General features: G+C 62.5%; 21 protein-coding genes. 7 read left to right on the top strand and 14 right to left on the bottom strand.

Features of this window, described 5'->3' with window-relative positions; genetic code table 11:
* Window positions 1–206: 206 nt before the first annotated feature.
* Entirely contained in the window at window positions 207–422 is a 216-nt protein-coding gene (gene rpsU, locus N436_RS18560; protein ID WP_003255575.1) for a 30S ribosomal protein S21, read from the bottom strand.
* A 204-nt stretch (window positions 423–626) separates the two neighbouring features.
* Here rpsU and tsaD point away from each other — a divergent pair, with 204 nt between their 5' ends.
* The gene (gene tsaD, locus N436_RS18555) at window positions 627–1,652 is read left to right on the top strand and encodes a tRNA (adenosine(37)-N6)-threonylcarbamoyltransferase complex transferase subunit TsaD (RefSeq protein ID WP_016715759.1); all 1,026 of its coding nucleotides are present in this window, start codon (window positions 627–629) and stop codon (window positions 1,650–1,652) included.
* Window positions 1,653–1,655: 3 nt separating this feature from the next.
* Here the strand turns inward: tsaD and plsY are convergent, their stop codons facing one another.
* Window positions 1,656–2,225 carry a glycerol-3-phosphate 1-O-acyltransferase PlsY gene (gene plsY, locus N436_RS18550; protein ID WP_105947289.1) on the bottom strand — a complete coding sequence of 190 codons (570 nt, stop codon included), beginning with the start codon at window positions 2,223–2,225 and terminating at the stop codon, window positions 1,656–1,658.
* 74 nt (window positions 2,226–2,299) lie between these two features.
* On the opposite strand from plsY, the gene folB reads away from it, so the two are divergent.
* Together folB and folK are read left to right on the top strand one after the other, a co-directional pair.
* Window positions 2,300–2,656: a dihydroneopterin aldolase gene (folB, locus tag N436_RS18545; protein WP_016715761.1), complete on the top strand. Its 357-nt coding sequence runs from the start codon at window positions 2,300–2,302 to the stop codon at window positions 2,654–2,656.
* Complete coding sequence (gene folK, locus N436_RS18540; RefSeq protein WP_110741687.1) at window positions 2,647–3,156, top strand: 2-amino-4-hydroxy-6-hydroxymethyldihydropteridine diphosphokinase; 510 nt, start codon at window positions 2,647–2,649, stop codon at window positions 3,154–3,156. Before folB ends, folK begins: the two co-directional genes overlap by 10 nt.
* Window positions 3,157–3,276: 120 nt before the next feature.
* Here the strand turns inward: folK and N436_RS18535 are convergent, their stop codons facing one another.
* The 11 genes from N436_RS18535 to N436_RS18485 all read right to left on the bottom strand — a co-directional run bounded on the left by N436_RS18535 (window position 3,277) and on the right by N436_RS18485 (window position 17,309).
* Entirely contained in the window at window positions 3,277–4,392 is a 1,116-nt protein-coding gene (locus N436_RS18535; protein ID WP_110741686.1) for a multifunctional CCA tRNA nucleotidyl transferase/2'3'-cyclic phosphodiesterase/2'nucleotidase/phosphatase, read from the bottom strand.
* Window positions 4,393–4,447: 55 nt separating this feature from the next.
* On the bottom strand, window positions 4,448–6,016 hold the full coding sequence (locus N436_RS18530) for a SpoVR family protein (protein WP_019097138.1): 1,569 nt from the start codon (window positions 6,014–6,016) through the stop codon (window positions 4,448–4,450).
* Window positions 6,013–7,287: a YeaH/YhbH family protein gene (locus N436_RS18525; RefSeq protein ID WP_025754030.1), complete on the bottom strand. Its 1,275-nt coding sequence runs from the start codon at window positions 7,285–7,287 to the stop codon at window positions 6,013–6,015. The genes N436_RS18530 and N436_RS18525 overlap by 4 nt, the downstream gene beginning before the upstream one ends.
* Before the next feature lie 130 nt (window positions 7,288–7,417).
* Window positions 7,418–9,340 carry a PrkA family serine protein kinase gene (locus N436_RS18520; RefSeq protein ID WP_003255563.1) on the bottom strand — a complete coding sequence of 641 codons (1,923 nt, stop codon included), beginning with the start codon at window positions 9,338–9,340 and terminating at the stop codon, window positions 7,418–7,420.
* A gap of 284 nt (window positions 9,341–9,624) precedes the next feature.
* Window positions 9,625–9,954, bottom strand: coding sequence for a thiosulfate sulfurtransferase GlpE (gene glpE / locus N436_RS18515; RefSeq protein ID WP_060499068.1), 330 nt, complete (start codon window positions 9,952–9,954; stop codon window positions 9,625–9,627).
* Between the two features lie 14 nt (window positions 9,955–9,968).
* Entirely contained in the window at window positions 9,969–10,835 is an 867-nt protein-coding gene (locus tag N436_RS18510; protein WP_110741685.1) for a symmetrical bis(5'-nucleosyl)-tetraphosphatase, read from the bottom strand.
* Window positions 10,835–11,215, bottom strand: coding sequence for a Co2+/Mg2+ efflux protein ApaG (apaG, locus tag N436_RS18505; RefSeq protein ID WP_012270198.1), 381 nt, complete (start codon window positions 11,213–11,215; stop codon window positions 10,835–10,837). The genes N436_RS18510 and apaG overlap by 1 nt, the downstream gene beginning before the upstream one ends.
* 206 nt (window positions 11,216–11,421) lie before the next feature.
* A complete protein-coding gene (gene rsmA, locus N436_RS18500; RefSeq protein WP_110741684.1) occupies window positions 11,422–12,225 on the bottom strand; it encodes a 16S rRNA (adenine(1518)-N(6)/adenine(1519)-N(6))-dimethyltransferase RsmA in 804 nt (267 codons plus the stop codon).
* Window positions 12,222–13,211, bottom strand: coding sequence for a 4-hydroxythreonine-4-phosphate dehydrogenase PdxA (gene pdxA, locus N436_RS18495; RefSeq protein WP_105947284.1), 990 nt, complete (start codon window positions 13,209–13,211; stop codon window positions 12,222–12,224). Before pdxA ends, rsmA begins: the two co-directional genes overlap by 4 nt.
* Window positions 13,208–14,527 carry a peptidylprolyl isomerase SurA gene (gene surA, locus N436_RS18490; RefSeq protein WP_110741683.1) on the bottom strand — a complete coding sequence of 440 codons (1,320 nt, stop codon included), beginning with the start codon at window positions 14,525–14,527 and terminating at the stop codon, window positions 13,208–13,210. Before surA ends, pdxA begins: the two co-directional genes overlap by 4 nt.
* On the bottom strand, window positions 14,508–17,309 hold the full coding sequence (locus N436_RS18485; RefSeq protein WP_110741682.1) for an LPS-assembly protein LptD: 2,802 nt from the start codon (window positions 17,307–17,309) through the stop codon (window positions 14,508–14,510). The genes surA and N436_RS18485 overlap by 20 nt, the downstream gene beginning before the upstream one ends.
* Window positions 17,310–17,439: 130 nt before the next feature.
* Between N436_RS18485 and N436_RS18480 the strand changes: the two genes are divergently transcribed.
* Genes N436_RS18480 through N436_RS18470 form a run of 3 tightly spaced genes read left to right on the top strand, consistent with a single transcriptional unit; the run spans window position 17,440 to window position 19,896 of the window.
* Complete coding sequence (locus N436_RS18480; RefSeq protein WP_105947281.1) at window positions 17,440–18,459, top strand: aminoglycoside phosphotransferase family protein; 1,020 nt, start codon at window positions 17,440–17,442, stop codon at window positions 18,457–18,459.
* Complete coding sequence (murU, locus tag N436_RS18475) at window positions 18,456–19,127, top strand: N-acetylmuramate alpha-1-phosphate uridylyltransferase MurU (RefSeq protein ID WP_105947280.1); 672 nt, start codon at window positions 18,456–18,458, stop codon at window positions 19,125–19,127. The genes N436_RS18480 and murU overlap by 4 nt, the downstream gene beginning before the upstream one ends.
* A gap of 1 nt (window position 19,128) precedes the next feature.
* Complete coding sequence (locus N436_RS18470; protein WP_105947279.1) at window positions 19,129–19,896, top strand: TerB family tellurite resistance protein; 768 nt, start codon at window positions 19,129–19,131, stop codon at window positions 19,894–19,896.
* Between the two features lie 108 nt (window positions 19,897–20,004).
* Here N436_RS18470 and N436_RS18465 read toward each other — a convergent pair whose 3' ends face one another.
* Window positions 20,005–21,003 (bottom strand): alpha/beta hydrolase family protein, encoded by a 999-nt coding sequence (locus tag N436_RS18465; RefSeq protein ID WP_110741681.1) that lies wholly within the window; start codon window positions 21,001–21,003, stop codon window positions 20,005–20,007.
* Between the two features lie 95 nt (window positions 21,004–21,098).
* Between N436_RS18465 and N436_RS18460 the strand changes: the two genes are divergently transcribed.
* Window positions 21,099–23,486, top strand: coding sequence for a PAS domain S-box protein (locus tag N436_RS18460; protein ID WP_110741680.1), 2,388 nt, complete (start codon window positions 21,099–21,101; stop codon window positions 23,484–23,486).
* Window positions 23,487–23,490 lie beyond the last annotated feature (4 nt).

Below are 23,490 nucleotides of genomic sequence, written 5' to 3'. Positions count from 1 at the left end.
CCGGCCCTTGAGGGCCCGTCAGTCGGACGTGCACGTCTGGTCATACAACAAGGAGGACCAGCTCTGACGTTTCAGGCAGGTTGCCCATGTGCAGTTCGCATGACGCTTGTGCAGGGCCTTGAGCTAGCTGCTCAAGTTTGAAGCGACCACTGCCATCGCCCGGCGGTTAGCCGGGCAGGGCAGAAGCTTTGCGTTGAACGCCTGTATTAGTACAGACGAACGGCGCGGCGCTGTTCGCGCTGAACTTTCTTGGCGTGACGCTTAACAGCGGCAGCTGCTTTGCGCTTACGCTCTGCGGTCGGCTTCTCGTAAAACTCGCGGCTACGAACTTCAGCCAGTACACCGGCTTTTTCGCAGGAGCGCTTGAAACGACGCAGAGCTACGTCGAAGGGTTCGTTCTCTTTAACTTTGACGGCTGGCATCCAGGGCTACCTTAATTCATTACCGGGGTAGACGTGCTCCTGGCAAAACAAAGGTGTGCTGGAGAACGTCGGTTTTCAAGGGTTGCGGATGTTAACCCTTAGCAAGCCGGAATGCAAAGCCTCTGATCGAAAACCGCTGGTCGGCATCCGACACGGGGACTATCATGCGCGGCTTCGAATTCAGCCCCCACAAGGGACGAACCCATGCTAGTACTGGGATTGGAAACATCCTGCGACGAAACTGGTGTCGCATTATACGACAGTGAACGCGGTTTGTTGGCCGACGCACTGTTCAGCCAGATCGACCTGCACCGCGTGTTTGGCGGTGTGGTGCCCGAGCTTGCCTCGCGTGACCACGTCAAGCGCATGCTGCCGCTCATCCGCCAGGTGCTGGACGAAGCCGGCTGCGTCGCCACCGAGATCGACGCCATCGCCTACACCGCAGGCCCTGGCCTGGTCGGTGCATTGCTGGTGGGCGCCTCCTGCGCCCAGGCACTGGCCTTTGCCTGGGACATTCCGGCAATTGGCGTACACCACATGGAAGGCCACTTGCTGGCGCCCATGCTGGAAGAAAACCCACCGGAGTTTCCGTTCGTCGCTTTGTTGGTTTCCGGCGGGCATACCCAGTTGGTTCGGGTCGATGGCATCGGCCAGTACGAACTGCTGGGCGAGAGCCTGGATGACGCTGCCGGTGAAGCGTTCGACAAGACCGCCAAGCTGATCGGCCTCAACTACCCCGGTGGCCCGGAAATCGCGCGCCTTGCTGAAAAGGGTGTGCCTGGGCGTTTCGTTTTCCCACGGCCGATGACCGACCGCCCGGGCCTGGAGTTCAGCTTCAGCGGCTTGAAAACCTTCGCCCTCAACACCTGGCAGCAATGCAAGGATGCTGGCGACGACGGTGAGCAAACCCGTTGCGACGTGTCTCTCGCATTCCAGCAGGCGGTGGTGGAGACTTTGACCATCAAGTGCAAGCGGGCGCTCAAGCAGGCCGGCCTCAAGCGCCTGGTCATCGCCGGTGGCGTGAGTGCCAACAAGGCGTTGCGGGCGTCCCTCGAGGACATGCTCGGCAGCATCAAGGGCAACGTGTACTACGCGCGGCCGCAGTTTTGTACCGACAATGGCGCGATGATCGCTTACGCCGGCTGCCAGCGCCTGTTGGCCGGGCAGCAGCAGGACCTGGCCATCAGTGTGCAGGCACGCTGGCCGATGGAACAGTTGCCGCCGCTGTAGGTTTCAGAAGTGCCGTTCGCGCCCGGCAAACAGGTCGCGCAGGTTGCTGCGGTGGCGCCACACGATCATCACCGTCAGCACGCTGATCGGTAGCAGGGCTTCCGGCTCGCGCCAGGCCAGCAATGGCAAGGTCAGTGGCGTGGCAATCAGCGCCGCCAGCGAGCTGGTACGGGTAAGGTAGAACGTCAGTAGCCAGGCGCCAATGGCCAGCAGCGCGGCCGGGAAGTACAGGCCCATGAGCATGCCTGCGGCGGTGGCTACGCCTTTGCCGCCGCGGAAGCAGAAATACAGCGGGAACAGGTGGCCCAGCACTGCGCACACGCCTACCCAGGCTTGCGCGTGCAGGTCCAGCCCGGCAAAGCGGGCAAGCAATACCGGCAAAAGGCCCTTGCACAGGTCGCCAAGCAGGGTCAGGATCGCCAGTTTACGGCCTGCCAGGCGTAGCATGTTGGTGGCGCCGGCATTGCCTGAGCCGCTGGAACGCGGGTCCGGGCTGCCCGAAAGGCGGCTGAGGACAATGGCGAAGGACAGCGAGCCGAGCAGGTAGGCGAGCAACGCCAGTAACCAAAACATGCTAACTATTCCGGGCGAGGACGCCCTGATTCTAACGGCGCCAGTCGCCCTTGTCGTGCTGTGGAGAGAAGTGCTTGGACAGAGTGTTCATCGAAGGCCTGGAAGTCGATACCGTCATCGGTGCCTATGACTGGGAGCGGGATATTCGCCAGTGCTTGCGCCTGGACCTGAGCTTCGCCTGGGACAACCGCCCGGCGGCGGCGGGTGACGACCTGAGCCTGGCGCTGGACTATGCCAGCGTGTCGGCGCGCGTCCAGGCGTTTGCCGAGCAGGCGCGCTTCGAGTTGGTGGAAACCTTTGCCGAGCGCCTGGTGGCCACCTTGATGGAAGAGTTCCAGATCCCGTGGGTGCGGTTGAAGCTGACCAAGCCGGGAGCGGTGCCGGCGGCCCGTGGTGGTGTTGGCGTGGAGATCGAGCGCGGATGTCTCTGAGCACGGTTTACCTTGGCCTGGGTAGCAACATCGACCGCGAGGCGCATTTGTGCGCCGGGCTTGATGCCCTGGCCGGCATCCTGACCGACATGCGCTGCTCGCCGGCGTTCGAAAGCCAGGCGGTGGGGATCAAGAGCGGGCCGTTCATCAACTTCGTGGTGACCGGGCAAACCGAGCTGCCGCTGATAGAACTGGACCGCCGGCTGAAGTTCATCGAGGCCGACAACGGCCGATACGCGCCGGACCGCAAAGGGTTGCCGCTGGATATCGACGTGCTGATGTATGACGATTTGCACGGTACGTTCGATGGGCTGGTGCTGCCCAGGGCCGAGATTCTGAAGAATGCGTTTGTGCTGTGGCCGTTGTCGTTGCTGGCGCCTGAGCTGGTGCATCCGGGGGCGGGCAAGACCATGGCGCAGTTGTGGCAAGAGGCGAAGATTGATCAGGTACTGGCGCCGGTCGCCTTTGAGTGGCGTGGGTTGCAGTTGACTCCAGCATAAGCCTGTACCGGCCCTTTCGCGGCTAAAGCCGCTCCTACAGGGATCGCGGGATGCCGAGCAAGCGCGGTCCCTGTAGGAGCGGCTTTAGCCGCGAAAGGGCCAGTACAGACAGCCGAAAAATCACCCTTCTGCAACACCGATGTAGGCTTCAATCGCCTTCAATCGCTCAGCCTTGAGGGCCTCGCCCAGTGCCTGGCCCGTCAGCCCGGCCTGCACCAAGGGCTTCACATCTACCGCTCGCGCTGCGGTGGATGCACCCCGCAGATACGCTGCCTGTGGATAACTCGCCTCGCCATCACCCAGCGCCACCATCTCGCACGCGGCAATGAAGTCCTCGAACCGCTGCGGCCGCCGATACACGTCGAACTTCTGCAACAGCTCCAGCAGTACCGCCGCAGGTAACGCCAGCGCCTGATTGCCCTGCGCCAGGCATTCCCCTGTCAGCAGCGCCAGCTCCTGGCATTCCCGAGGCGCCTTGAGGCGCTGGTTGACGGCTTTGATCGAGGCCGGTGCCAAGCCGCTCAGCAGGCACGCCCAGCGTACGTGCAAGGGCTGCTCGTGCGCCGCCGCTTGCTCCAGGGCTGCCAATGCCCGGGAGTTGTCTGCAAGCTCAGGCAGCATTGCTAGTAGTGCATCGCAAGCACGCAGTACCTGGAAGAACACCTGCGGCTGCGCTTCCATCAATGCCCGCTCGATTTCCTTCCAGCTACGCTCGGCTGTCAGTGCTTGCAGCTCCCCCGAAGCACTGATCTGGCGCATCAGCTCCAGGGTCTCTTCGGCAACCCGGAAACCCAGTGGTGCATAGCGGGCAGCAAACCGCGCAACGCGCAGCACGCGTAAAGGATCTTCTGCGAATGCCGGGGAAACGTGGCGTAACAGGCGCTGATCGAGATCGGCTTTGCCATGGTAGGGGTCGTATACCGTGCCCGCTTCATCCTCGGCCATCGCATTGATGGTGAGGTCGCGGCGGATCAGGTCTTCTTCCAGGGTCACGTCAGGGCTGGCGTGAAAGGTGAAACCGCCATAGCCGCGCCCACTCTTGCGCTCGGTGCGCGCCAGCGCGTATTCCTCGCCGGTTTTCGGGTGCAGGAACACCGGGAAATCGGCGCCGACCGGCCGATAGCCGTTGGCGAGCATTTCTTCGACGGTGGCGCCCACCACCAGCCAGTCGATATCGCTGACCGGGCGGCCGAGCAGGCGGTCGCGCACGGCGCCGCCGACTTTGTAGATGTGCATGTGCAGCTCTCCATAACTGCCGACAGAATACCCTGTCGGCAGTTATGGCGTTGCACTAGAGGTGGTGGATGACCGCCAGGTCCATGCGCCCGTAGTCCGCGCTTTCGCCGTGCTCGCCACGCGGCGGCATGTGATGGGTCTTCATCACCTGCTCACCTTGCACGGTTTCCAGGTGGATATCGAAACCCCACAGGCGGTGCAGGTGCTTGAGCACTTCATCGGTCGAGTCGCCCAGCGGTTTGCGGTTGTGCTGCTGGTGGCGCAGGGTCAGCGAGCGGTCGCCACGGCGGTCGACGCTCCAGATCTGCACGTTCGGTTCGCGGTTGCCCAGGTTGTACTGCGCTGCCAGTTGCTCACGAATCACCCGGTACCCCGCTTCATCGTGAATGGCGGGCACCAGCAGGTCGTCGCGCTGGTCGTCATCGAGGATGCTGAACAGCTTGAGGTCGCGCATCACTTTAGGCGACAGATACTGCAGGATGAAGCTTTCGTCCTTGAAACTGCTCATGGCGAACTTGATGGTAGAAAGCCAATCGCTGCCGGCAATGTCGGGGAACCAGCGGCGATCTTCCTCGGTCGGGTTCTCGCACATGCGGCGGATGTCGGTGTACATGGCAAAGCCCAGTGCGTACGGGTTGATGCCGCTGTAGTACGGGCTGTCGAAGCCGGGCTGGAACACCACGCTGGTGTGCGACTGCAAGAACTCCATCATGAAGCCTTCGGTAATCAACCCCTCGTCGTACAGGTCGTTCATCAGGGTGTAGTGCCAGAATGTCGCCCAGCCTTCGTTCATCACCTGGGTCTGGCGCTGCGGGTAGAAGTACTGGGCAATCTTGCGCACGATGCGCACCACTTCACGCTGCCAGGGCTCCAGCAGCGGGGCGTTTTTCTCAATGAAATACAGGATGTTTTCCTGAGGTTCGGCGGGGAAGCGCCCGTCATCGCGGTCGTTACCCTTTTCGGCGCTTTTCGGAATGGTGCGCCACAGGTCATTGATCTGGCGCTGCAGGTGCTCCTCGCGCTCCTGTTGCCGACGCCGCTCTTCCTCGGCGGAAATAGGGTAGGGTCGCTTGTAGCGGTCCACGCCGTAGTTCATCAGGGCATGGCAGGAGTCGATCAGGTCTTCCACTGCATCAATGCCATGACGCTCTTCGCACTGGGCGATGTACTGCTTGGCGAACACCAGGTAGTCGATGATCGAACTGGCGTCGGTCCAGGTGCGGAACAGGTAGTTGCCCTTGAAGAAACTGTTATGGCCGTAGCAGGCATGGGCGATCACCAGTGCCTGCATGCACATGGTGTTTTCTTCCATCAGGTAAGCGATACACGGGTCGGAGTTGATCACGATTTCGTAGGCCAGGCCCATCTGGCCACGGCTGTACGACTTTTCCGTGCTGAGGAACTGCTTGCCGTAGGACCAATGGTGATAGCCCAGCGGCATGCCGACCGAGGCGTAGGCGTCCATCATCTGCTCGGCCGTGATCACCTCGATCTGGTTGGGGTAGGTGTCCAGGGCGTAACGCTCGGCCAGGCGGCTGATTTCCCGATCGTAGGTCTGGATCAGCTCGAACGTCCACTCGGACCCGGTGGAAATGGGTTGGCGTCTCTGTGCTCTGGCGGTCATGTGGCTAACCTGCGCTGGAAGAGTTCACGGAAGACCGGGTAGATGTCGCCGGCCGATACCAGCTGCTGCTGAGCGAACGTGTCGGGGTAGGCTTCACCGATGCGTTCGTATTCATACCACAGCGCCTGGTGCTCACGGGGGGTGATCTCGACGTAAGTGTAGTACTGCACATGCGGCATGATCTGCTTGGAGAGGATCTCGCGGCAGATGGGCGAGTCGTCGTTCCAGTTATCGCCGTCGGAGGCCTGCGCGGCATAGATGTTCCAGTCGCTGGCCGGGTAGCGTTCGGCCATGATTTCCTGCATCAGCTTGAGTGCACTGGAAACGATGGTGCCGCCCGTTTCCCGTGAGTAGAAGAACTCCTCCTCGTCGACTTCCCGGGCGCTGGTGTGGTGGCGGATGAACACCACTTCGATGCGGTCGTAGTTACGCTTGAGGAACAGGTACAACAGGATGAAGAAGCGCTTGGCGATGTCCTTGGTGGCCTGGGTCATCGAGCCGGACACGTCCATCAGGCAGAACATCACCGCCTTCGAGCTGGGGTTGGGCTGCTTGACCAGCAGGTTGTACTTGAGGTCGAAGGTGTCGAGGAAGGGCAGGCGGTTGATGCGTGCCTTCAAGCGTTCGATTTCCTGTTCGACTTCCTGGATATCGGTGAAATTGTCCGGTTCTTCGACCCGCAGGCGGGCGAGTTCCTTTTGTGCTTCGCGCAGCAGTGCACGGCTGCTTCCGGTCAGGGCGATACGCCTGGCATGGGCCGAGCGCAGGGTACGCACGATATTGATGCGCGACGGGTTACCTTCATTGGCGATACCGGCGCGCACGGTCTTGAAGGTGTCGGCGCCTGTCAGGTGACGCTTGACCAGGTTGGGCAGTTCGAGGTCTTCGAACATGAATTCGAGAAACTCTTCCTGAGTGATCTGGAAGACGAATTCATCCATGCCTTCGCCGGAATTACCGGCCTTGCCACGGCCACCGCCGCCACCCCCGCCGCCTTGCGGCCTTGGGATGTGTTCGCCTGCTGTGAATTCCTTGTTGCCAGGATGCACGATGGTCTGTTTGCCCCCGCGACCATGGTGCAGCACCGGTTCGTCGATGTCGCGACCGGGAATGCTGATCTGCTCGCCATGTTCCATGTCCATGATGGAACGGCGGCTCACCGCCTCTTCGACGGCCTTCTTGATGTGTTCGCGGTACCGCCGCAAAAAGCGCTGGCGGTTGACCGTGCTCTTGTTCTTGCCGTTCAGGCGTCGGTCGATAACGTAGCTCATGGTCCCTCCGGTAGCTGGGAACAGCTGCACGCTTCAAGCTACGAGCTGCTGCACGTCATGGCAGCAAAGCAGCTGCCGCCGCCCAAGGCTGGCATGGCAGCCTTGGGCGCGCGGTGTATAGCTTGTCGCTTTATTGCGATTTCCTGACCCGCAGGTACCATTCCGACAGCAGGCGCACCTGTTTGTCGGTGTATCCACGCTCCACCATCCGGGTGACGAAGTCGTTGTGTTTCTTCTGGTCCTCTTTGCTGGCCTTGGCGTTAAAGCTGATGACGGGCAGCAGGTCTTCGGTGTTGGAGAACATTTTCTTCTCGATCACGACCCGCAGTTTTTCATAGCTCAGCCAGCTTGGATTCTTGCCGTTGTTGTTGGCGCGTGCGCGCAGTACGAAGTTGACGATCTCGTTGCGGAAGTCTTTCGGGTTGCTGATGCCGGCCGGTTTCTCGATCTTTTCCAGCTCCTCGTTGAGGGCGATGCGGTTGAGGATTTCGCCGGTTTCCGGGTCGCGGTATTCCTGGTCCTGGATCCAGAAGTCGGCGTACAGCACATAGCGGTCGAAGATGTTCTGGCCGTATTCGCTGTAGGACTCCAGGTAGGCCGTCTGGATTTCCTTGCCGATGAACTCGATGTAGCGTGGTGCCAGGTATTCCTTCAGGTAGCGCAGGTAGCGTTCGCGCACTTCTGCCGGGAACTGTTCCTGTTCGATCTGCTGTTCCAGCACGTACAGCAAGTGCACCGGGTTGGCGGCAATCTCGTGTGGGTCGAAGTTGAACACCTTGGACAGGATCTTGAAGGCGAAGCGGGTCGAAAGGCCGTTCATGCCTTCATCAACGCCAGCGGAGTCACGGTATTCCTGGATCGACTTGGCCTTCGGATCGGTATCCTTGAGGTTTTCCCCGTCGTAAACGCGCATCTTGGAATAGATATTGGAGTTTTCCGGCTCTTTGAGGCGGGAAAGCACCGTGAACTGAGCCAGCATCTTGAGCGTATCCGGCGCGCAATGGGCCTTGGACAGCGAGCTGTTGACCAGCAGCTTGTCGTAGATCTTGATCTCATCGCTGACGCGCAGGCAGTACGGCACCTTCACGATGTAGATCCGGTCGATGAACGCTTCGTTGTTCTTGTTGTTGCGGAAGGTGTGCCACTCCGATTCGTTGGAGTGCGCCAGCAGGATACCGGTATAGGGAATCGCCCCAAGGCCTTCGGTACTGTTGTAGTTGCCTTCCTGGGTGGCAGTGAGCAAGGGGTGCAGGACCTTGATCGGCGCCTTGAACATTTCGACGAATTCCATCAGGCCCTGGTTGGCCCGGCACAGCGCGCCCGAGTAGCTGTAAGCATCGGCGTCGTTCTGTGGGTACTCTTCAAGCTTGCGGATATCGACCTTGCCGACCAGGGCCGAGATGTCCTGGTTGTTCTCGTCGCCGGGCTCGGTCTTGGCGATGGCAATCTGGTTGAGAATCGACGGGTAGAGTTTCACTACCTTGAACTTGGAGATATCGCCGCCAAACTCCTGCAGGCGCTTGGTGGCCCATGGCGACATGATGGTGTTCAGGTAGCGCCGTGGGATGCCGAACTCTTCCTCGAGAATGGCCCCATCTTCGGTGGCGTTGAACAAGCCCAAGGGTGACTCGAACACCGGCGAACCCTTGATCGCGTAGAACGGCACCTTTTCCATCAGCTGCTTGAGTTTTTCGGCCAGCGACGACTTGCCGCCGCCCACCGGGCCCAGCAGATAGAGGATCTGTTTCTTCTCTTCCAGGCCTTGGGCGGCGTGGCGGAAGTACGAAACGATCTGGTCGATGCACTCTTCCATGCCATGGAAGTCGGCAAAGGCCGGATAGCGGCGAATTACCTTGTTGGAAAAGATGCGCGACAGCCTGGAGTTGGTAGAGGTGTCGATCAGCTCTGGCTCACCGATGGCCAGCAACAGCCGTTCGGCCGCCGATGCGTAGGCACTGCGATCCTCTTTGCACAGCTCGAGGTACTCCTGCAGCGAGAGTTCTTCCTGGCGCGTAGACTCGAAACGTTGTTGGAAGTGGCTAAAAATACTCATGACGTCACCTCGCTCGATACGTGGAGACGACGCCGGATCAGTCAGCTGATGCTGGCATGCAACCGGGTTCGCCGATTGCTGTATACCCCCCAGAACACCCTGTAACGCTACCGATGACCCGCACGCCGGTGTACCGGCTCTCCCCTTTTTTGGATGGCCTGAGCTTAAGCGTAGTTGGTTATCTGCAAGGTCAAGGGGCGAGGTGGGCAGAAGTTACGAACGACCGTTCGTCAGATAAGCCGCAAGCCCGCACGGGGCGCGGGCTGCAGGAAAAATGAAAATATTTATTCGGCGCTGCCTTGGGCGGTCTCGGCCGGGTAGGTGGCGCGCCACAGTTCGAAACCGCCGTCCACGCTGTACACGTTGGAGAAGCCCTGGCCGACCAGGTAGGCGGCAGCGCTCTGGCTGGAGTTGCCGTGGTAGCAGACCACCAGGGTCGGGGCATCGAGGTCGGCATTGCGGATGAACTCGGCAACCGAGTGGTTATCCAGGTGCTGGGCACCCGTGATGTGGCCAGCGGCAAAGGCCTGCGGGTCGCGAATGTCGACGACGACCGCACCTTGCGCGCGCAGTGCCAGTGCCTGCTCGGGAGGGATGCGCTTGAATTCGCTCATGGGTACTACTTCCTTCAGGTGTGGTCGTTGAGTGTAGTGGGTTGTGCCGGCGGGCGCAGGGTGCCGTCGTCGGCGCAGTCGCAGCGGTGGTATTCGCCGCTGTCGACGTTGTACAGGGTCATGGCGCCGCCCCACACGCAGCCGGTGTCCAGGGCGATGATACCGGGCTCGTCGACGCGGCCTTCGAGCGCCGCCCAGTGGCCGAAGATGATCTTCACATGCCGCGAGCGACGGTCCTTGTGTGCGAACCAGGGCTTGTAGCCCTTGGGCGCGGTGCCCAGGCCCTCTTTGCTCTTGAGGTCGAGCTTGCCCTCGGCGGTGCAGAAGCGCATGCGGGTGAAGTAATTGGTGATGACCCGCAGGCGTTCGACGCCGGTGAGGTTCTTGCTCCACTTGTTCGGCTCATTGCCGTACATGCCATCGAGGTAGAGCTTCAGTCGGCCATCGTCGCGCAGTACTTCTTCCACCTCGGCCGCCAGACCAAGTGCCTGGCCGAGCGTCCACTGTGGCGGGATGCCGGCGTGCGCCATGGCAATGCCGCGTGCCTCGTCATAATGCAGCAGCTTTTGCTGGCGCAGCCAGTCGAACAGTTGATCGGCATCCGGCGCTTCGATGATTTCGCGCAGGGTGTCGCTTTTCTTAAGGCGCTCGACGTTGTGCCAAGCGGCCAGCAGGTGCAGATCATGGTTACCCAGCACGCAGACCAGCGACTGGCGGATCGAGTACAGGAAGCGCAGGGTTTCCAGCGACTCGGGGCCGCGGTTGACCAGGTCGCCGACCAGCCACAGGCGGTCGACGGCCGGGTTGAAATTGACACGTTCAAGGAGGCACTTGAGAGGTTGCAGGCAGCCTTGCAGATCGCCGACGGCGTAGGTGGCCATCAGTGCAGCGCCCCGGGCACCGCCAGGCGGAAGGGCGCGATTTCGGCGTCGAAGCGCTTACCGTCTTCAGCGAACATCTGGTAGCTGCCCTGCATGGTGCCCACGCGGGTGCTGATGACCGCACCACTGCTGTAGGTGTGGCTCTGGCCCGGGTCGATGTTGGGTTGCTGGCCAACCACACCGGCGCCGCGCACTTCCTCGACTTCGCCGTCACCGTTGGTGATCAGCCAGTGCCGCGACAACAGCTTGGCCTTGAGCGAGCCGTTGTTCTGCACGGTGATGGTGTAGGCGAACGCGAAACGACTGTTTTCCGGGTCGGATTGTTCTTTCAGGTAGCGGGTCACGACGCTGACGTCGATTTGATAGCGGGGGTCGGACATGCAAGGGCCTTGGGCGAACTGACGCAATAATGCAGTCTAGGCCATTGGGAGGGGGGAGGGCCAGCGGTGTGGGGCTTGGGGATATGTGTTACCGGTTCTGGCCCTATCGCCGGCAAGCCAGCTCCCACAGGATCGCCACAGGTCTTGAGGTCTGTGCATTGCCTGTGGGAGCTGGCTTGCCGGCGATAGGGCCGATACAGGCTGAATCAGGCTTGTTGCTGATCGGCCAACTGGTCAGCCAGGCGCACAAAGGCCGCCAGGTCCAGCTGTTCAGGGCGCAGGCTGCCATCCACGCCGGCAGCTTCGATGGCCGCGCTGTCGAGCAGGCCCTTCATGGTGTTGCGCAGGGTCTTGCGGCGCTGGTTGAACGCCTCGCGTACCACCTGCTCCAGCAGCTTGGCATCCTTGGTCGGGTGTGGCAGCACTTCGTGCGGTACCAGGCGCACGATGGCCGAGTCCACTTTCGGCGGCGGGTTGAAGGCGCCAGGGCCTACGTTGAACAGGTGCTCGACCCGGCAGTGGTACTGCACCATGATCGACAAACGCCCCCAATCACCACCACCGGGGCCGGCGGCCATGCGCTCGACCACTTCCTTCTGCAGCATGAAGTGCATGTCGCGGATCAGCCCGGCATGGTTGAGCAGGTGGAAGATGAGCGGGGTGGAGATGTTGTAGGGCAGGTTGCCCACCACCTTGAGGCTGCGCGGCGGCACGCCCAGCTGGTTGAAGTCGAACTTCAGGGCGTCACCCTGGTGCAGGCGGAAGTTGCTGCGGTCAGCGAACTTGTGCTGCAGGATCGGCACCAGGTCTTTGTCCAGTTCCACCACATCCAGCTGTGCACCGCTGCCCAGCAGGCCTTCGGTCAGGGCACCCTGGCCCGGGCCGATTTCCAGCAGGTGTTCGCCGGCCTTGGCGTTGATGGCACGCAGGATGCGGTCGATGATGCCGGCGTCGTGCAGGAAGTTCTGGCCGAAACGCTTGCGCGCCCGGTGTTGGTATTGCTCGTTCATGGTCGGTTCTCGGCCATCTGGTAGGCGGTTTCCAGCGCGACGCGCAGGCTGCCGGTGTCGACCTTGCCGGTGCCGGCCAGGTCCAGGGCGGTGCCGTGGTCGACCGACGTGCGGATGATCGGCAGGCCCAAGGTTACGTTGACCGCAGCGCCGAAGCCTTTGTACTTGAGTACGGGCAGGCCCTGGTCGTGGTACATCGCCAGCACCGCGTCGCAGTGCTCCAGATATTTGGGGGTAAACAGGGTATCGGCCGGCAGTGGCCCGCGCAGGTCCATGCCTTCGGCGCGCAGGCGGGCCAGGGTCGGCTCGATGATGTCGATTTCTTCGCGGCCAAGATGGCCGCCCTCGCCCGCATGCGGGTTGAGGCCGCACACCAGAATGCGCGGGTTGGCGATGCCGAACTTGTCGCGCATGTCGGCATGCAGGATACGGGTTACACGCTCCACGCGCTCGGTGGTGATGGCGTCGGCAATATCACGCAGCGGCAGGTGTGTGGTCACCAGGGCCACACGCAAGCCACGGGTGGCCAGCATCATCACCACCTGTGCGGTGTGGGTCAGTTCGGCAAGGAATTCGGTATGCCCGGAGAAGGCGATACCGCTTTCGTTGATAACACCCTTGTGCACAGGGGCGGTGATCATCCCGGCGAAGTGCCCGTCCAGGCAGCCTTGGCCTGCACGGGTCAGGGTCTCCAGCACGAACGCGGCGTTGGCTTTGTCGAGCTGGCCTGGCGCTACCGGGGCAGCGAGGGGGGTATCCCAGACGTAAAGGCTGCCTGCGGGTGCCGGCTGGTCGGGCCATTGGCCCGGGGCTACCGGCAGCAGGCTGACAGCCAGCCCCAGCTGCGTGGCCCGCTCGGCGAGCAGGTCACGGCTGGTGATGGCGATCAGGGGGTGGGGCTGGGCGTCTGCGGCGAGCAGCAGGCACAGGTCGGGACCTATGCCGGCTGGCTCGCCGGGAGTGACGGCGAAGCGCAGGGGCTTCACTGGGCGGCCTGGTCAGCGCCAGGCAGCTTGATTTCAACGTAGGCTTCGTCGCGGATCTGGCGCAGCCAGGTTTGCAGCTCTTCGTCGTACTTGCGGTTACGCAGAACGCTCAGGGCCTGCTGTTCGCGAGCCTGCTCGGTGCTGTCGGTGGCACGGCGGCCCAGCACTTCCAGCACATGCCAGCCGTACTGGGTCTTGAACGGCTTGGTCACCACGCCTTGCTGGGCGTTGGCCATCTGTTCACGGAACTCCGGTACCAGGCTGTTCGGGTCTACCCAGTTGAGGTCGCCGCCGTTAAGCGCCGAGCCTGGGTCTTCCGAGAAGCTCTTCGCCAGTTCGCTGAAGTCTTCGCCATTCTTGATGCGGTCGTACAGGCGCTCGGCCAGTTGCTCGGTGGCCGCATCGCTGCGGATCTCGCTTGGCTTGATCAGGATGTGGCGTACATGCACTTCGTCACGCAGCACGTTCTCGCTGCCCCCGCGCTTCTCCTCGAGCTTGAGGATGATGAAGCCGTTAGGGATGCGGATAGGCTGGGTAATTTCGCCGACCGGCATGCTGCTGAGCATCTTGGCGAAGTCGGGTGGCAGCTGGCCGGCTTTACGCCAGCCCATCTCGCCGCCTTCCAGGGCGTTTTCGCTGGCGGAGCGGGCAATGGCCAGTTGGCCGAAGTCGGCGCCTTGCTTGAGCTGCTGGTACACATCGCCAACCTGGCGCGCCGCCGCCTGGATGGCTTCCGAGTTGGCGCCTTCCGGGGTCGGGATCAGGATGTTGGCCAGGCGGTACTCTTCCGACATCTGCATCTTGCCCATGTCCGAAGCCAGGAAGTTCTTCACTTCCTGCTCCGACACCTGGATGCGCTCGGCCACGCGGCGCTGGCGCACGCGGCTGATGATCATCTCGCGCTTGACCTGCTCGCGGGCGTCGTCGAACGACAGGCCGTCGTGGGCCAGGGCAGCACGGAACTGGTCCAGCGACATGCCATTGCGCTGGGCAATGGTGCCGATGGCCTGGTTCAGCTCTTCGTCGGTGATGCGGATGCCGGAGCGCTCGCCGATTTGCAGTTGCAGGTTTTCGACGATCAGGCGCTCCAGTACCTGCTGTTCAAGGGCGCCGGTTGGCGGCACGCCGCCGCCGCGCTTGGCGATGGTCTGCTGCACCTCGTGGACGCGCTGGTCCAGCTGGCTTTGCATGACCACGTCGTTGTCGACGATGGCCACCACGCGATCAAGAGGTTGCACCGCGGCATGCACCGCGCCACTCAGCAATGCAACGCCCAGCAACGCCGGGCGCAGTCGATCAATAAGCTTGGTCTTCACGTTCACGGTAACCTTGAATGCCTTGGTCGAGGAAAGATTCGACCTTGTTGCCAACTACGCCACCGAGGCCTTTCAGGACGATCTGAAGGAAGACACCGTGGTCGCCTTTTTCGTTCGCCGGGAGGGCTTGGCTGAAGTCGTCGTAATCGATCCAGTAGCGGTTGATCAGGCGCAGCTTCCAGCAGCAGTTGTCGTACTCGAAACCGCCCATGGCTTCCAGGGTGCGGTTGCGGTTGTAGTCATGCTGCCAGCGAGCGATAACGTTCCACTGCGGAACGATCGGCCAGATGACCGAGAAATCGTGCTGCTGGATCTTGTAGTAATCCTTGATGTAGTTCGCGCTGCCAGGAACACCGTAGTCGCCACCGCCCACTTTCCAGGTACCAGTCGTGGAGTCGTAGGAGATGGTGTCGTTGCGGTAGCGATAACCGAGGTTGAGCACCTTGTTCGGGTTGTCTTCAGGCTGGTAGTGGAACATCGCGCTGCCCGAGCGGGTGCTGCGGCTGTCCGGGTCCCAGTTGAAGTCCGAATTGAAGCGCCAGTCGCGGTTGAAGAAGTAGTTGTACATCAGCGCGTACGGCGACACATCAGATTGCGAGTCGCTGCGAGTGCGGTAGTCGATACCCGGCAGCTGGACCTTGCGATCCTTGAAGTAGTACGCCTGACCGATGCTGAAGTTCTGGCGCTCGAAGCCGTTGTCTTCGATCCAGCGGGTAGTCACGCCCAGCGACAGTTTGTTTTCGTCGCCGATACGGTCGGTGCCGCTGAAGCGGTTGTCGCGGAACAGCGAGTCGTAACTGAACAGGGTTTCGCCCGAGTCGAACAGCGGAATGTCCTTCTGGTCCTCGTACGGGACGTAGAGGTAGAACAGGCGCGGTTCGAGAGTCTGTTTATAGTCGGTGCCGAACAACGACGTCTTGCGGTCGAAGTAGAGGCCGCTGTCCACGCTGAAGATAGGTACATCGCGGTTCAAGGAGCTGTTGTAGCTGCCATACGCCGGGTTTGCCGACTGCGCAATGGCCTGGGCTTTACCCTGGCTGTCCAGGTCCAGATCGTAGTGGGTATACGCATACTTCAGCTTGGGCGTCAGGTAACCGTAGCTGGCTTCCATCGGCAGACTGATCGACGGCGCAACGTTGTAGCGGTTGCCGTTGGCACGGGCAATGCCGCTGACGTTCTGGTCCAGGCGACGGCCAGCGGCACCGGCGGAGAAGTCGGGGTTGCCGTCTTTATCCAGGACGAAGTCGTCTTTCAGATCACGGTCGAAGCGAACCGCCTCGGTTTCGTAGGCAATGTTCAGCCCACCCGGCTCGTACGGCAGCTTACCGTTAAAGGTGATTTGCGGCAGGCGATCGTACGGCGTGATCTTCGAGATGGTCGCCATCTCGTAGGCATGCACATTCAGGCGCGCGGTGTAGCTGTCACCACGGTAGGTCAGTGCACCCTGCTGGTTCAGCAGGTCCTGGCTTTCAACACCGATCTGGTCGGACTCCAGGTCCTGGAAGTAGAACGGGTCGCTGATGTCGGTGTAGTCCACCTCGGCCATCAGGCGCTCGTCCAGCCCGCCCTTGTGCTGCCAGTTGACCATCCAGCGCTGATCTTTGTAGTCAGTCTGGTCTTTGCGGTCGTCGTTCTTGTCGTTCAGATACGCACCGCCGAACTGGCCTTCGCTCGAAGGCGTCAGGTAGCGGAACTCGCCTTCCATCAGCAGGCCGCGCTTGGCCATGTAACGCGGGTACAACGTGGCGTCGTAGTTAGGCGCCAGGTTGAAGTAGTACGGCGTCACCAGCATGAAACCGGTGTCGCTGCTGGTGCTGAACGATGGCGGCAGGAAGCCGGACTGGCGACGGTCGTCGATCGGGAAGTAGATGTACGGTGTGTAGAACACCGGGAAATCCTTGACCCGCAGCGTCACGTTGGTCGCGGTACCGAAACCGGTGGCCGGGTTCAGGGTGATGTTGTTGCCCTTCAGCTGCCAGGCGTTGCTGCCCGGTTCGCAGGTGGTGTACGTACCGTCCTTGAGGCGGATGATGGCGTTTTCGCCACGTTTGGCGTACAGGGCGCTGCCGCGGATGTGCGACTTGTGCATCACGTATTCGGCGTTATCGACCTGGGCTTCGCCAGTGTCGAGCTGAATCTGTGCCTCGTCACCGACGACCAGCGAGCCGTTGTCACGGATCTTGACGTTGCCCTTGAGCTCGCCACGGTTCTCGGTCTGGTACAGGTTGGCCTCGTCGGCTTCGGCCTGCATGCTGCCCTGGCGCATCACCACGTCACCGGCGAGGGTAGCGATCTGCTGCTCCTGCTGGTACTTGGACACCTTGGCGTTGATGTAGGTCGGCGACTCGTCCTTCGGCGTGGTGTCGGCCATGCCCGGGCGGGTTGGCTCGACGTACGCACCCCCGCAGTACGGGCCGGTTTCGGCCAGCTGCGCGGCGGTGAGTTTTTCACGCGGAACCCAGTCCAGGTGGCTGTAATCTTCGCTGCGCGACTTCAGGGCGCGGCCTTTGGCCTCGGTGACCAGCATTGGCCGGTCCGCGGTTTCGCCTTCGCTCGCGGCTTCGGTGCCGGTGCTGACAGCAGCACCCTCATGCACCGGGCGCGGCGGCAGGTTGTTGACTGGGGCCTTGGGCTTGCAGTCCCAACCACCGGCAGCGGACACTTGGCAGTCGAACTGTTCGGCTGCCACCACGTACGACGTGGCCAGAGGTTGCAGGGCCAGCAGACCGCCGGTTACCAGCAACGGAAACTTTCTACGAAACGCGGGGGATTTCAATGCCATCTTATTAGTCCGGGCTTCCTGCGTGCCATCTGCCCGCGTGTGGGGCCGCACGCCTCTCGATGGTCTGAAAAAGATGCTGGATAATAAAGCATGACCCGCTTGACGGCTAGGGCCGTCGGAGACCCTTGTAATGCCTGAACACGATGTACGCTTGCAACAACTGACGGTCTGGCTCGATGAGCAGCTCAATGATCTTTTCCGCAACAACGCCTGGGGCGAAGTGCCGGCCGGCAGCCTGACTGCGGCCAGCAGCGACGCGAGCTTCCGCCGCTACTTCCGCTGGCAGGGCGCCGGCCACAGCTTTGTGGTCATGGACGCACCGCCTCCGCAGGAGAACTGCCGACCGTTCGTCGCCATCGACCATCTGCTGGCCAGCGCTGGCGTGCATGTGCCGCTGATCCACGCCCAAGACCTGGAGCGCGGCTTCCTGCTGCTGGGTGATCTGGGCCACCAGACATACCTTGATATCATTGGTGCCGACAACGCCGACGGGCTGTTCGCGGATGCCATCGATGCACTGCTGGCCTTCCAGCGCCTGCCGATGGACGCGCCACTGCCCAGCTACGACGACGCGTTGCTGCGCCGTGAAGTGGAATTGTTCCCGGAGTGGTACGTGGGCCGTGAACTGGGCCTGACCTTCACCGATGCCCAGAAGGCTGCCTGGCAGCGTATCAGCCAGCTGCTGATCGACAGTGCCCTGGCCCAGCCCAAGGTGTTGGTGCACCGCGACTACATGCCGCGCAACCTGATGCAAAGCACCCCCAACCCCGGCGTGCTGGACTTCCAGGACGCGGTATACGGCCCGGTCACCTACGACATCACCTGCCTGTTCAAGGACGCCTTCCTTAGCTGGCCTCAGCCACGGGTCGAAGGTTGGCTGCGTGACTACTGGCAGAAGGCGCAGGTTGCCGGTATCCCGGTACAGGCCGACTTCGAGGCGTTCCAGCGTGCCAGCGACCTGATGGGCGTGCAGCGCCACCTGAAGGTGATCGGCATCTTCGCCCGTATCTGCCACCGTGACGGTAAACCCCGTTATCTGGGCGACGTGCCGCGTTTCTTCGCCTATATAGAAGAAGTGATCAGCCGCCGGCCCGAATTGGCGGAGCTGGGTGAACTGATCGCGCAGTTGCAGGCCGGAGCGCGTGCATGAAGGCAATGATCCTGGCTGCGGGTAAAGGTGAGCGCATGCGCCCGCTGACCCTGCACACCCCAAAACCGCTGGTCCCGGTGGCCGGCCAGCCGCTGATCGAGTATCACCTGCGCGCCCTGGCGGCGGCAGGCGTTACCGAGGTGGTGATCAACCATGCCTGGCTCGGCCAGCAGATCGAAGACCACCTGGGTGACGGCAGCCGTTTTGGCCTGAGCATCCGCTATTCGCCCGAGGGCGAGCCGCTGGAAACCGGTGGTGGCATCTTCAAGGCCTTGCCTTTGCTGGGTGACGCGCCATTCCTGCTGGTGAACGGCGATGTCTGGACCGACTACGACTTCGCACGCCTGCAAGCCCCCTTGCAGGGGCTTGCTCACCTGGTGCTGGTCGACAACCCGGGCCACCATGGCCGAGGTGACTTCCGCCTGCTGGGCGAACAGGTTGTCGACGGTGATGAGGTACCGGGCACGCTGACTTTCAGTGGTATTTCGGTGCTGAACCCTGCGCTGTTCGACGGCTGCCAACCGGGAGCCTTCAAGCTGGCACCGCTGTTGCGCCAGGCCATGGCGGCAGGGCAGGTCAGTGGCGAACACTACCGTGGGCACTGGGTGGATGTCGGCACGCTCGAGCGCTTGGCCGAAGCCGAGCGCCTGATTGGCGAGCGCGCCTGACATGTGGTGGCCAGGGACAGTGATTGGCGCCGGCGCCGGCTTTGCCGTGGCCAGCATTCCGGGCGCTTTGCTGGGCCTGTTGCTTGGGCAGGCCCTTGACCGCCGCTTGCGCCTGGAAGGTTGGGAAGACATGCGCGAGCGCCTGGGCGGGCGCCCGGCCTTGCGCGATGACGAGTTGCTGTTTGTGATGCTTGGGCGCCTGGCCAAGTGCGATGGTCGGGTGGGCGAGCAGCACATCCAGCAGGCGCGTCAGGAGATGGTGCGCCTGGACCTGGCCGAAGCGGCCCGGCTACGCGCTATCAATGCGTTCAACCGTGGCAAGGCGGGCAAGGACCGGCTTGGCAGGCACCTGCGGCGCATTCGCCAGCAGCCACATGCGGCGGAAGGCACCTTGCGTGCCTGTTGGCGCATGGTCTGGGCCGACGGCAAGATGGGCAACAAGGAGCGTGAGCTGCTGCTGGACTGGGGGCAGAAACTGGGCCTGAGCCGGCGGCAGGTGCAGGCCATGTCGCTGGAGTACGAGCCGCGCAAGGCTACGGGGGCGGAAGGTGTCCCCATGACCTATGCGGCTGCCTTGCGCTTGCTGGCGGTGGAGGCGGACACCGAAGGCGACAAGGTCAAGCAGGCCTATCGTCGGCTGGTCAGCCGTCACCACCCGGACAAGCTGGCGGGCACTGGTGCCAGTGAGGCGCAGGTGCGGGAAGCGACCGAGCGTACCCGTGAGTTGCACCAGGCCTATGCCATGATCCGCAAGCGGCGGGGCCTTTGATGGCCTCATCGCCGGCAAGCCAGCTCCCACAGGTAATACACAAGTCCTGAATTTTGCGGGATACCTGTGGGAGCTGGCTTGCCGGCGATAGGGCCATCATGGCGAATCTCAACCCTGCGGGCTCATCCACCCCCGCACCCGGCGGAACAACTGCTCTTGTTCTGTAGCCTTGTTCCCCGGCATGGCGATCAACGACAACTGCCGGTACTGGCTGTCCTTCTGCCGCCTGCTGGCCTGCAGTCGCTGTTCGGCTGCGCTGCGGTCCTGGCTGCGGGTGGCATAGTAGATATCGGCTGTCGGTACCTTCAAGGTTGGCGCCAGGCTTTCCAGGTCATGTTCCACCCGCGCTGGCGTCTGCGCAGCCACCATCACCAGTTTCTGCACTTGCGGTGGCTGTTTTTCGCTCAGGTAGCGGGCTGCCCAGTACGCACCGCTGCCATGTCCGATCAGCACGATGCTGCGGGCATTGTGCTGCTGGGCAAACGCCACGGCAGCGTCCAGGCGGGCGAAAATGCGCTCGGCGTCGGCCGGGTCTGTCTGCTCGCTGGCCTGTTCGGCGTCGGTGCTTTCCGCCGTATCGGCATCGGCAGCAGTGGCCTGGGCGACATTGGCATTGGCGTCGGCGGGTACGTCCTTGGCTGGCGCACTTTCACCCTTGGTTTTTTCGGGTTCGGCAGCCGGCTTGGCTTCGACCCGCGCCTGCGGGCTGTCGGCCAGCAGATCCGGCAGGCTAAGGCTCAGGCTGTGCCAGCCGACATCCGGGAATTTTTGCCGCAGGGGGCCTACGGCATTTGGCCAGTCGGCCGTTTCACCAGCACCCGGGACGATGATCACCGCCCCTTGCGGGTCGCTGTCGTTGGCCGGCTTCCACAAGGCCAGGAAGCTGTCGGCGCCCGCCTGCAATGTCTGCTGCTCGGCCTTGGGTACCAGCCGCTCCAGCGCCAGGGCATCTTCCTGGCTGCGCTCCAGCAGGGGCGGGCGCGGGGTTTCGGCAGCGGGTGCCTCGGTTGTGGCGGGTGCTTTTTCTGCATCGGCGGCCAAGGCGGCGAGCGGAAGGATCGAGGCCAGGCAGCACATTGCCAGCGTCGTGCGATAAAGTGTGGACATGCGTCAACCCAAGGCCAGAATGATACCGGCAGCCTAATAGTATTTGCCCGTGACGGCCATGCTGCATGGCCGCCTTTGCCAAGACGAGCGTGTAGATGAAGCGAGTGCGTCGCCTGTTGGTTATCGGCTGCTTGTGGCTGCCCTTGATAGCCTTGGCCAGGACCGAGGCGCAGCCCACGGTTGTACTGGAACCTGCGCAGCAGCAGTGGCTGGACAGCCATCGCAGCCTGCGCGTCGGCCTGGTGCTGCAGGCGCCCTACGCCCAGTTCGACCGGCGCCTGCAGCAACTGTATGGGGCCAACGTAGAGCTGGTGAACAGCCTGGCGCAGGCACTGCGCCTGGACCTTACCTGGCGCAACTTCACCGACCAGACCAGCCTTGAACATGCCCTGCAGGCCGGGGAAATCGACTTTGCCCCAGGCCTTACCCAGACGCCAGCCAGCCTGCGCCTGTGGTTGTTCAGCGACCCGTACATGCGTGTGCCGCAACTGGTGGTGGGGCCGCGCACCGGGGCCATGGCGGTAGAGCTGGAAAAGCTCGAAGCCGAGCAGCGCGTGGCGGTGCGCATGCCCAGCCAACTGGCGGATTATCTGCGTGGCAACTACGGCAACCTCAACCTTCAGGGGGTACCCAACGAGCGAGAGGCCTTGCAACTGGTGGTCGGTGGCCAGGCCAGTTTCGCCGTGCTGGATGAAGCCCAGCTCAGCCGCCTGTCGCGTGAGAGCGAGTTCAGTGAGCTGGCGGTGGTTGGCGATATAGGCCTGCCACAGCTACTGCGCATTGGTTCTCGGCGTGACTGGCCACTGCTGGCCGACGTGCTGGAGCGTGGCCTGCAGGCATTGCCGGCCAAGGAGCTGGAGCAAATGCACCAGCGCTGGTTGCAGCCGAAGTACCCGCGCCTGAGCGAGTCGCCTGGCTTCTGGCAGAACCTGGCCTTGCTGTTCGGCATGCTGCTGTTGTGCGCGCTGGCCACGCTGGTGTGGCAACGCCGGCAGCAGCGCCAGCTGGAGCGCAGCCTGTTGGCCACGCGGGAAAGCCTGGTGGAGCGCCAGGTGCGCGAAGAGGCGTTGCGACTGAGCCAGTTCGCCATCGACCAGAGCACGGTGGGTATCTTGTGGGTCAACTGGGACAGCCACGTGCGCTACGCCAACCACGCTGCCGAGCGCATGCTGGGTTACGCCGAGGGGGCGCTGCTGGAGCGGCCTCTGGGTGACTTCGAGCCAAGCCTTAACATGGACCGCTGGCTGGAACTGTGGAAAGGTGCGCGTACGGGGGCAACGGGTATCGGCCAGTTCGAGACGCAATGCCGACGGGCTGACCACAGCCTGCTGCCGGTCGAGCTGTCGCTGAGCTTTCTGCGCTTTCGTGATTCCGAATACCTGGTGGTTTACCTCGCCGACGTCACTGAACGCCATCGTGCCCTGGCGGCACTGCGCGAAAGCGAGGCGCGGCTCAAGGGCATTGCCGGCAATGTGCCGGGGCTGGTATTTCGTCTGGAACGCGACCCGGCCGAGGGCGATCTGGAGTTTCCCTACATCAGTGAAGGCAGCGAGGCGCTGGTGGGGTATACGCCCGGCGAAATCCAGCACCCGCAGATGGGGCTGCGTAACCTGGTGCACCCTGAGGACCGTGCCGATTACCACCGGGTGCAGGACCTGGCCCTGGCCAGTGACCAGGACTGGTCCTGGCAGGGCCGCATCCTCACCCGCCAGGGCGAACAGCGTTGGGCTGACATCAAGGCCAGTACCCGGCGCCTGGGTAACGGCCAGGTGGTGTGGGACGGCGTGGTGTGGGACATCACCCAAGGCAAGCGGGCGGAAATGGCACTGGCCAAGTCCCAGGAGCAGCTACGCGAGCTGTCGGCCCATCTGGAAAGTGTGCGTGAAGAAGAGAAAGCCCGCATCGCCCGGGAAGTGCATGATGAGCTGGGGCAGATGCTGACCGTGCTCAAGCTGGAAGTGTCGATGTGCGAGCTGGCCTTTGCCGAGCTGGACCCGGGCCTGAACGAGCGCCTGGCTAGCATGAAACGCCTGATCGCCCAGCTGTTCCAGTTGGTGCGCGACGTGGCCACGGCCTTGCGTCCGCCAATTCTCGATGCCGGCATTGCCTCGGCCATCGAATGGCAGGCACGGCGTTTCGAGGCGCGCACGCAGATCCCGTGCCTGGTACAAGTGCCGGATAATCTGCCAGCATTGAGCGATGCCAAAGCCATTGGGTTATTCCGTATCCTCCAAGAGGCACTGACCAATGTGATGCGTCATGCCCAGGCGCACAGCGTGGAGATCGAGCTGGTGCTTGCACAGGGGCAATTGCGCATGACGGTCAGCGATGATGGCCAGGGCTTTTGCCGCGAGCAGACCCGGCCCACCTCGTTTGGCCTGGTGGGCGTGCGTGAGCGGGTGCTGATGCTGGGGGGCAGCATGGCGCTGGACAGCGAGCCGGGCGAAGGCACCAGCCTGAGCGTGGCCATACCGTTGGAGTAGGAGA

Origin of the sequence: Pseudomonas sp. RV120224-01b (assembly GCF_003208145.1) — a bacterium.
Lineage (GTDB): Bacteria > Pseudomonadota > Gammaproteobacteria > Pseudomonadales > Pseudomonadaceae > Aquipseudomonas > Aquipseudomonas monteilii.
The sequence above is the reverse complement of the archived record's forward strand: the minus strand, read 5'-3'. Positions and strand labels throughout refer to the sequence as shown.

Bases quoted from the DNA above. Each gene is read 5' to 3' on its own strand.
- glpE (WP_060499068.1), bottom strand. From the start codon at position 9,954: ATGAGCGAATTCAAGCGCATCCCTCCCGAGCAGGCACTGGCACTGCGC.
- N436_RS18520 (WP_003255563.1), bottom strand. From the start codon at position 9,340: ATGAGTATTTTTAGCCACTTCCAACAACGTTTCGAGTCTACGCGCCAG.
- apaG (WP_012270198.1), bottom strand. From the start codon at position 11,215: ATGTCCGACCCCCGCTATCAAATCGACGTCAGCGTCGTGACCCGCTAC.
- folK (WP_110741687.1), top strand. From the start codon at position 2,647: ATGTCTCTGAGCACGGTTTACCTTGGCCTGGGTAGCAACATCGACCGC.
- murU (WP_105947280.1), top strand. From the start codon at position 18,456: ATGAAGGCAATGATCCTGGCTGCGGGTAAAGGTGAGCGCATGCGCCCG.
- plsY (WP_105947289.1), bottom strand. From the start codon at position 2,225: ATGTTTTGGTTACTGGCGTTGCTCGCCTACCTGCTCGGCTCGCTGTCC.
- N436_RS18525 (WP_025754030.1), bottom strand. From the start codon at position 7,287: ATGAGCTACGTTATCGACCGACGCCTGAACGGCAAGAACAAGAGCACG.
- N436_RS18535 (WP_110741686.1), bottom strand. From the start codon at position 4,392: ATGCACATCTACAAAGTCGGCGGCGCCGTGCGCGACCGCCTGCTCGGC.
- N436_RS18465 (WP_110741681.1), bottom strand. From the start codon at position 21,003: ATGTCCACACTTTATCGCACGACGCTGGCAATGTGCTGCCTGGCCTCG.
- N436_RS18480 (WP_105947281.1), top strand. From the start codon at position 17,440: ATGCCTGAACACGATGTACGCTTGCAACAACTGACGGTCTGGCTCGAT.
- N436_RS18530 (WP_019097138.1), bottom strand. From the start codon at position 6,016: ATGACCGCCAGAGCACAGAGACGCCAACCCATTTCCACCGGGTCCGAG.
- N436_RS18460 (WP_110741680.1), top strand. From the start codon at position 21,099: ATGAAGCGAGTGCGTCGCCTGTTGGTTATCGGCTGCTTGTGGCTGCCC.
- N436_RS18470 (WP_105947279.1), top strand. From the start codon at position 19,129: ATGTGGTGGCCAGGGACAGTGATTGGCGCCGGCGCCGGCTTTGCCGTG.
- N436_RS18510 (WP_110741685.1), bottom strand. From the start codon at position 10,835: ATGGCCACCTACGCCGTCGGCGATCTGCAAGGCTGCCTGCAACCTCTC.
- tsaD (WP_016715759.1), top strand. From the start codon at position 627: ATGCTAGTACTGGGATTGGAAACATCCTGCGACGAAACTGGTGTCGCA.
- N436_RS18485 (WP_110741682.1), bottom strand. From the start codon at position 17,309: ATGGCATTGAAATCCCCCGCGTTTCGTAGAAAGTTTCCGTTGCTGGTA.
- rpsU (WP_003255575.1), bottom strand. From the start codon at position 422: ATGCCAGCCGTCAAAGTTAAAGAGAACGAACCCTTCGACGTAGCTCTG.
- rsmA (WP_110741684.1), bottom strand. From the start codon at position 12,225: ATGAACGAGCAATACCAACACCGGGCGCGCAAGCGTTTCGGCCAGAAC.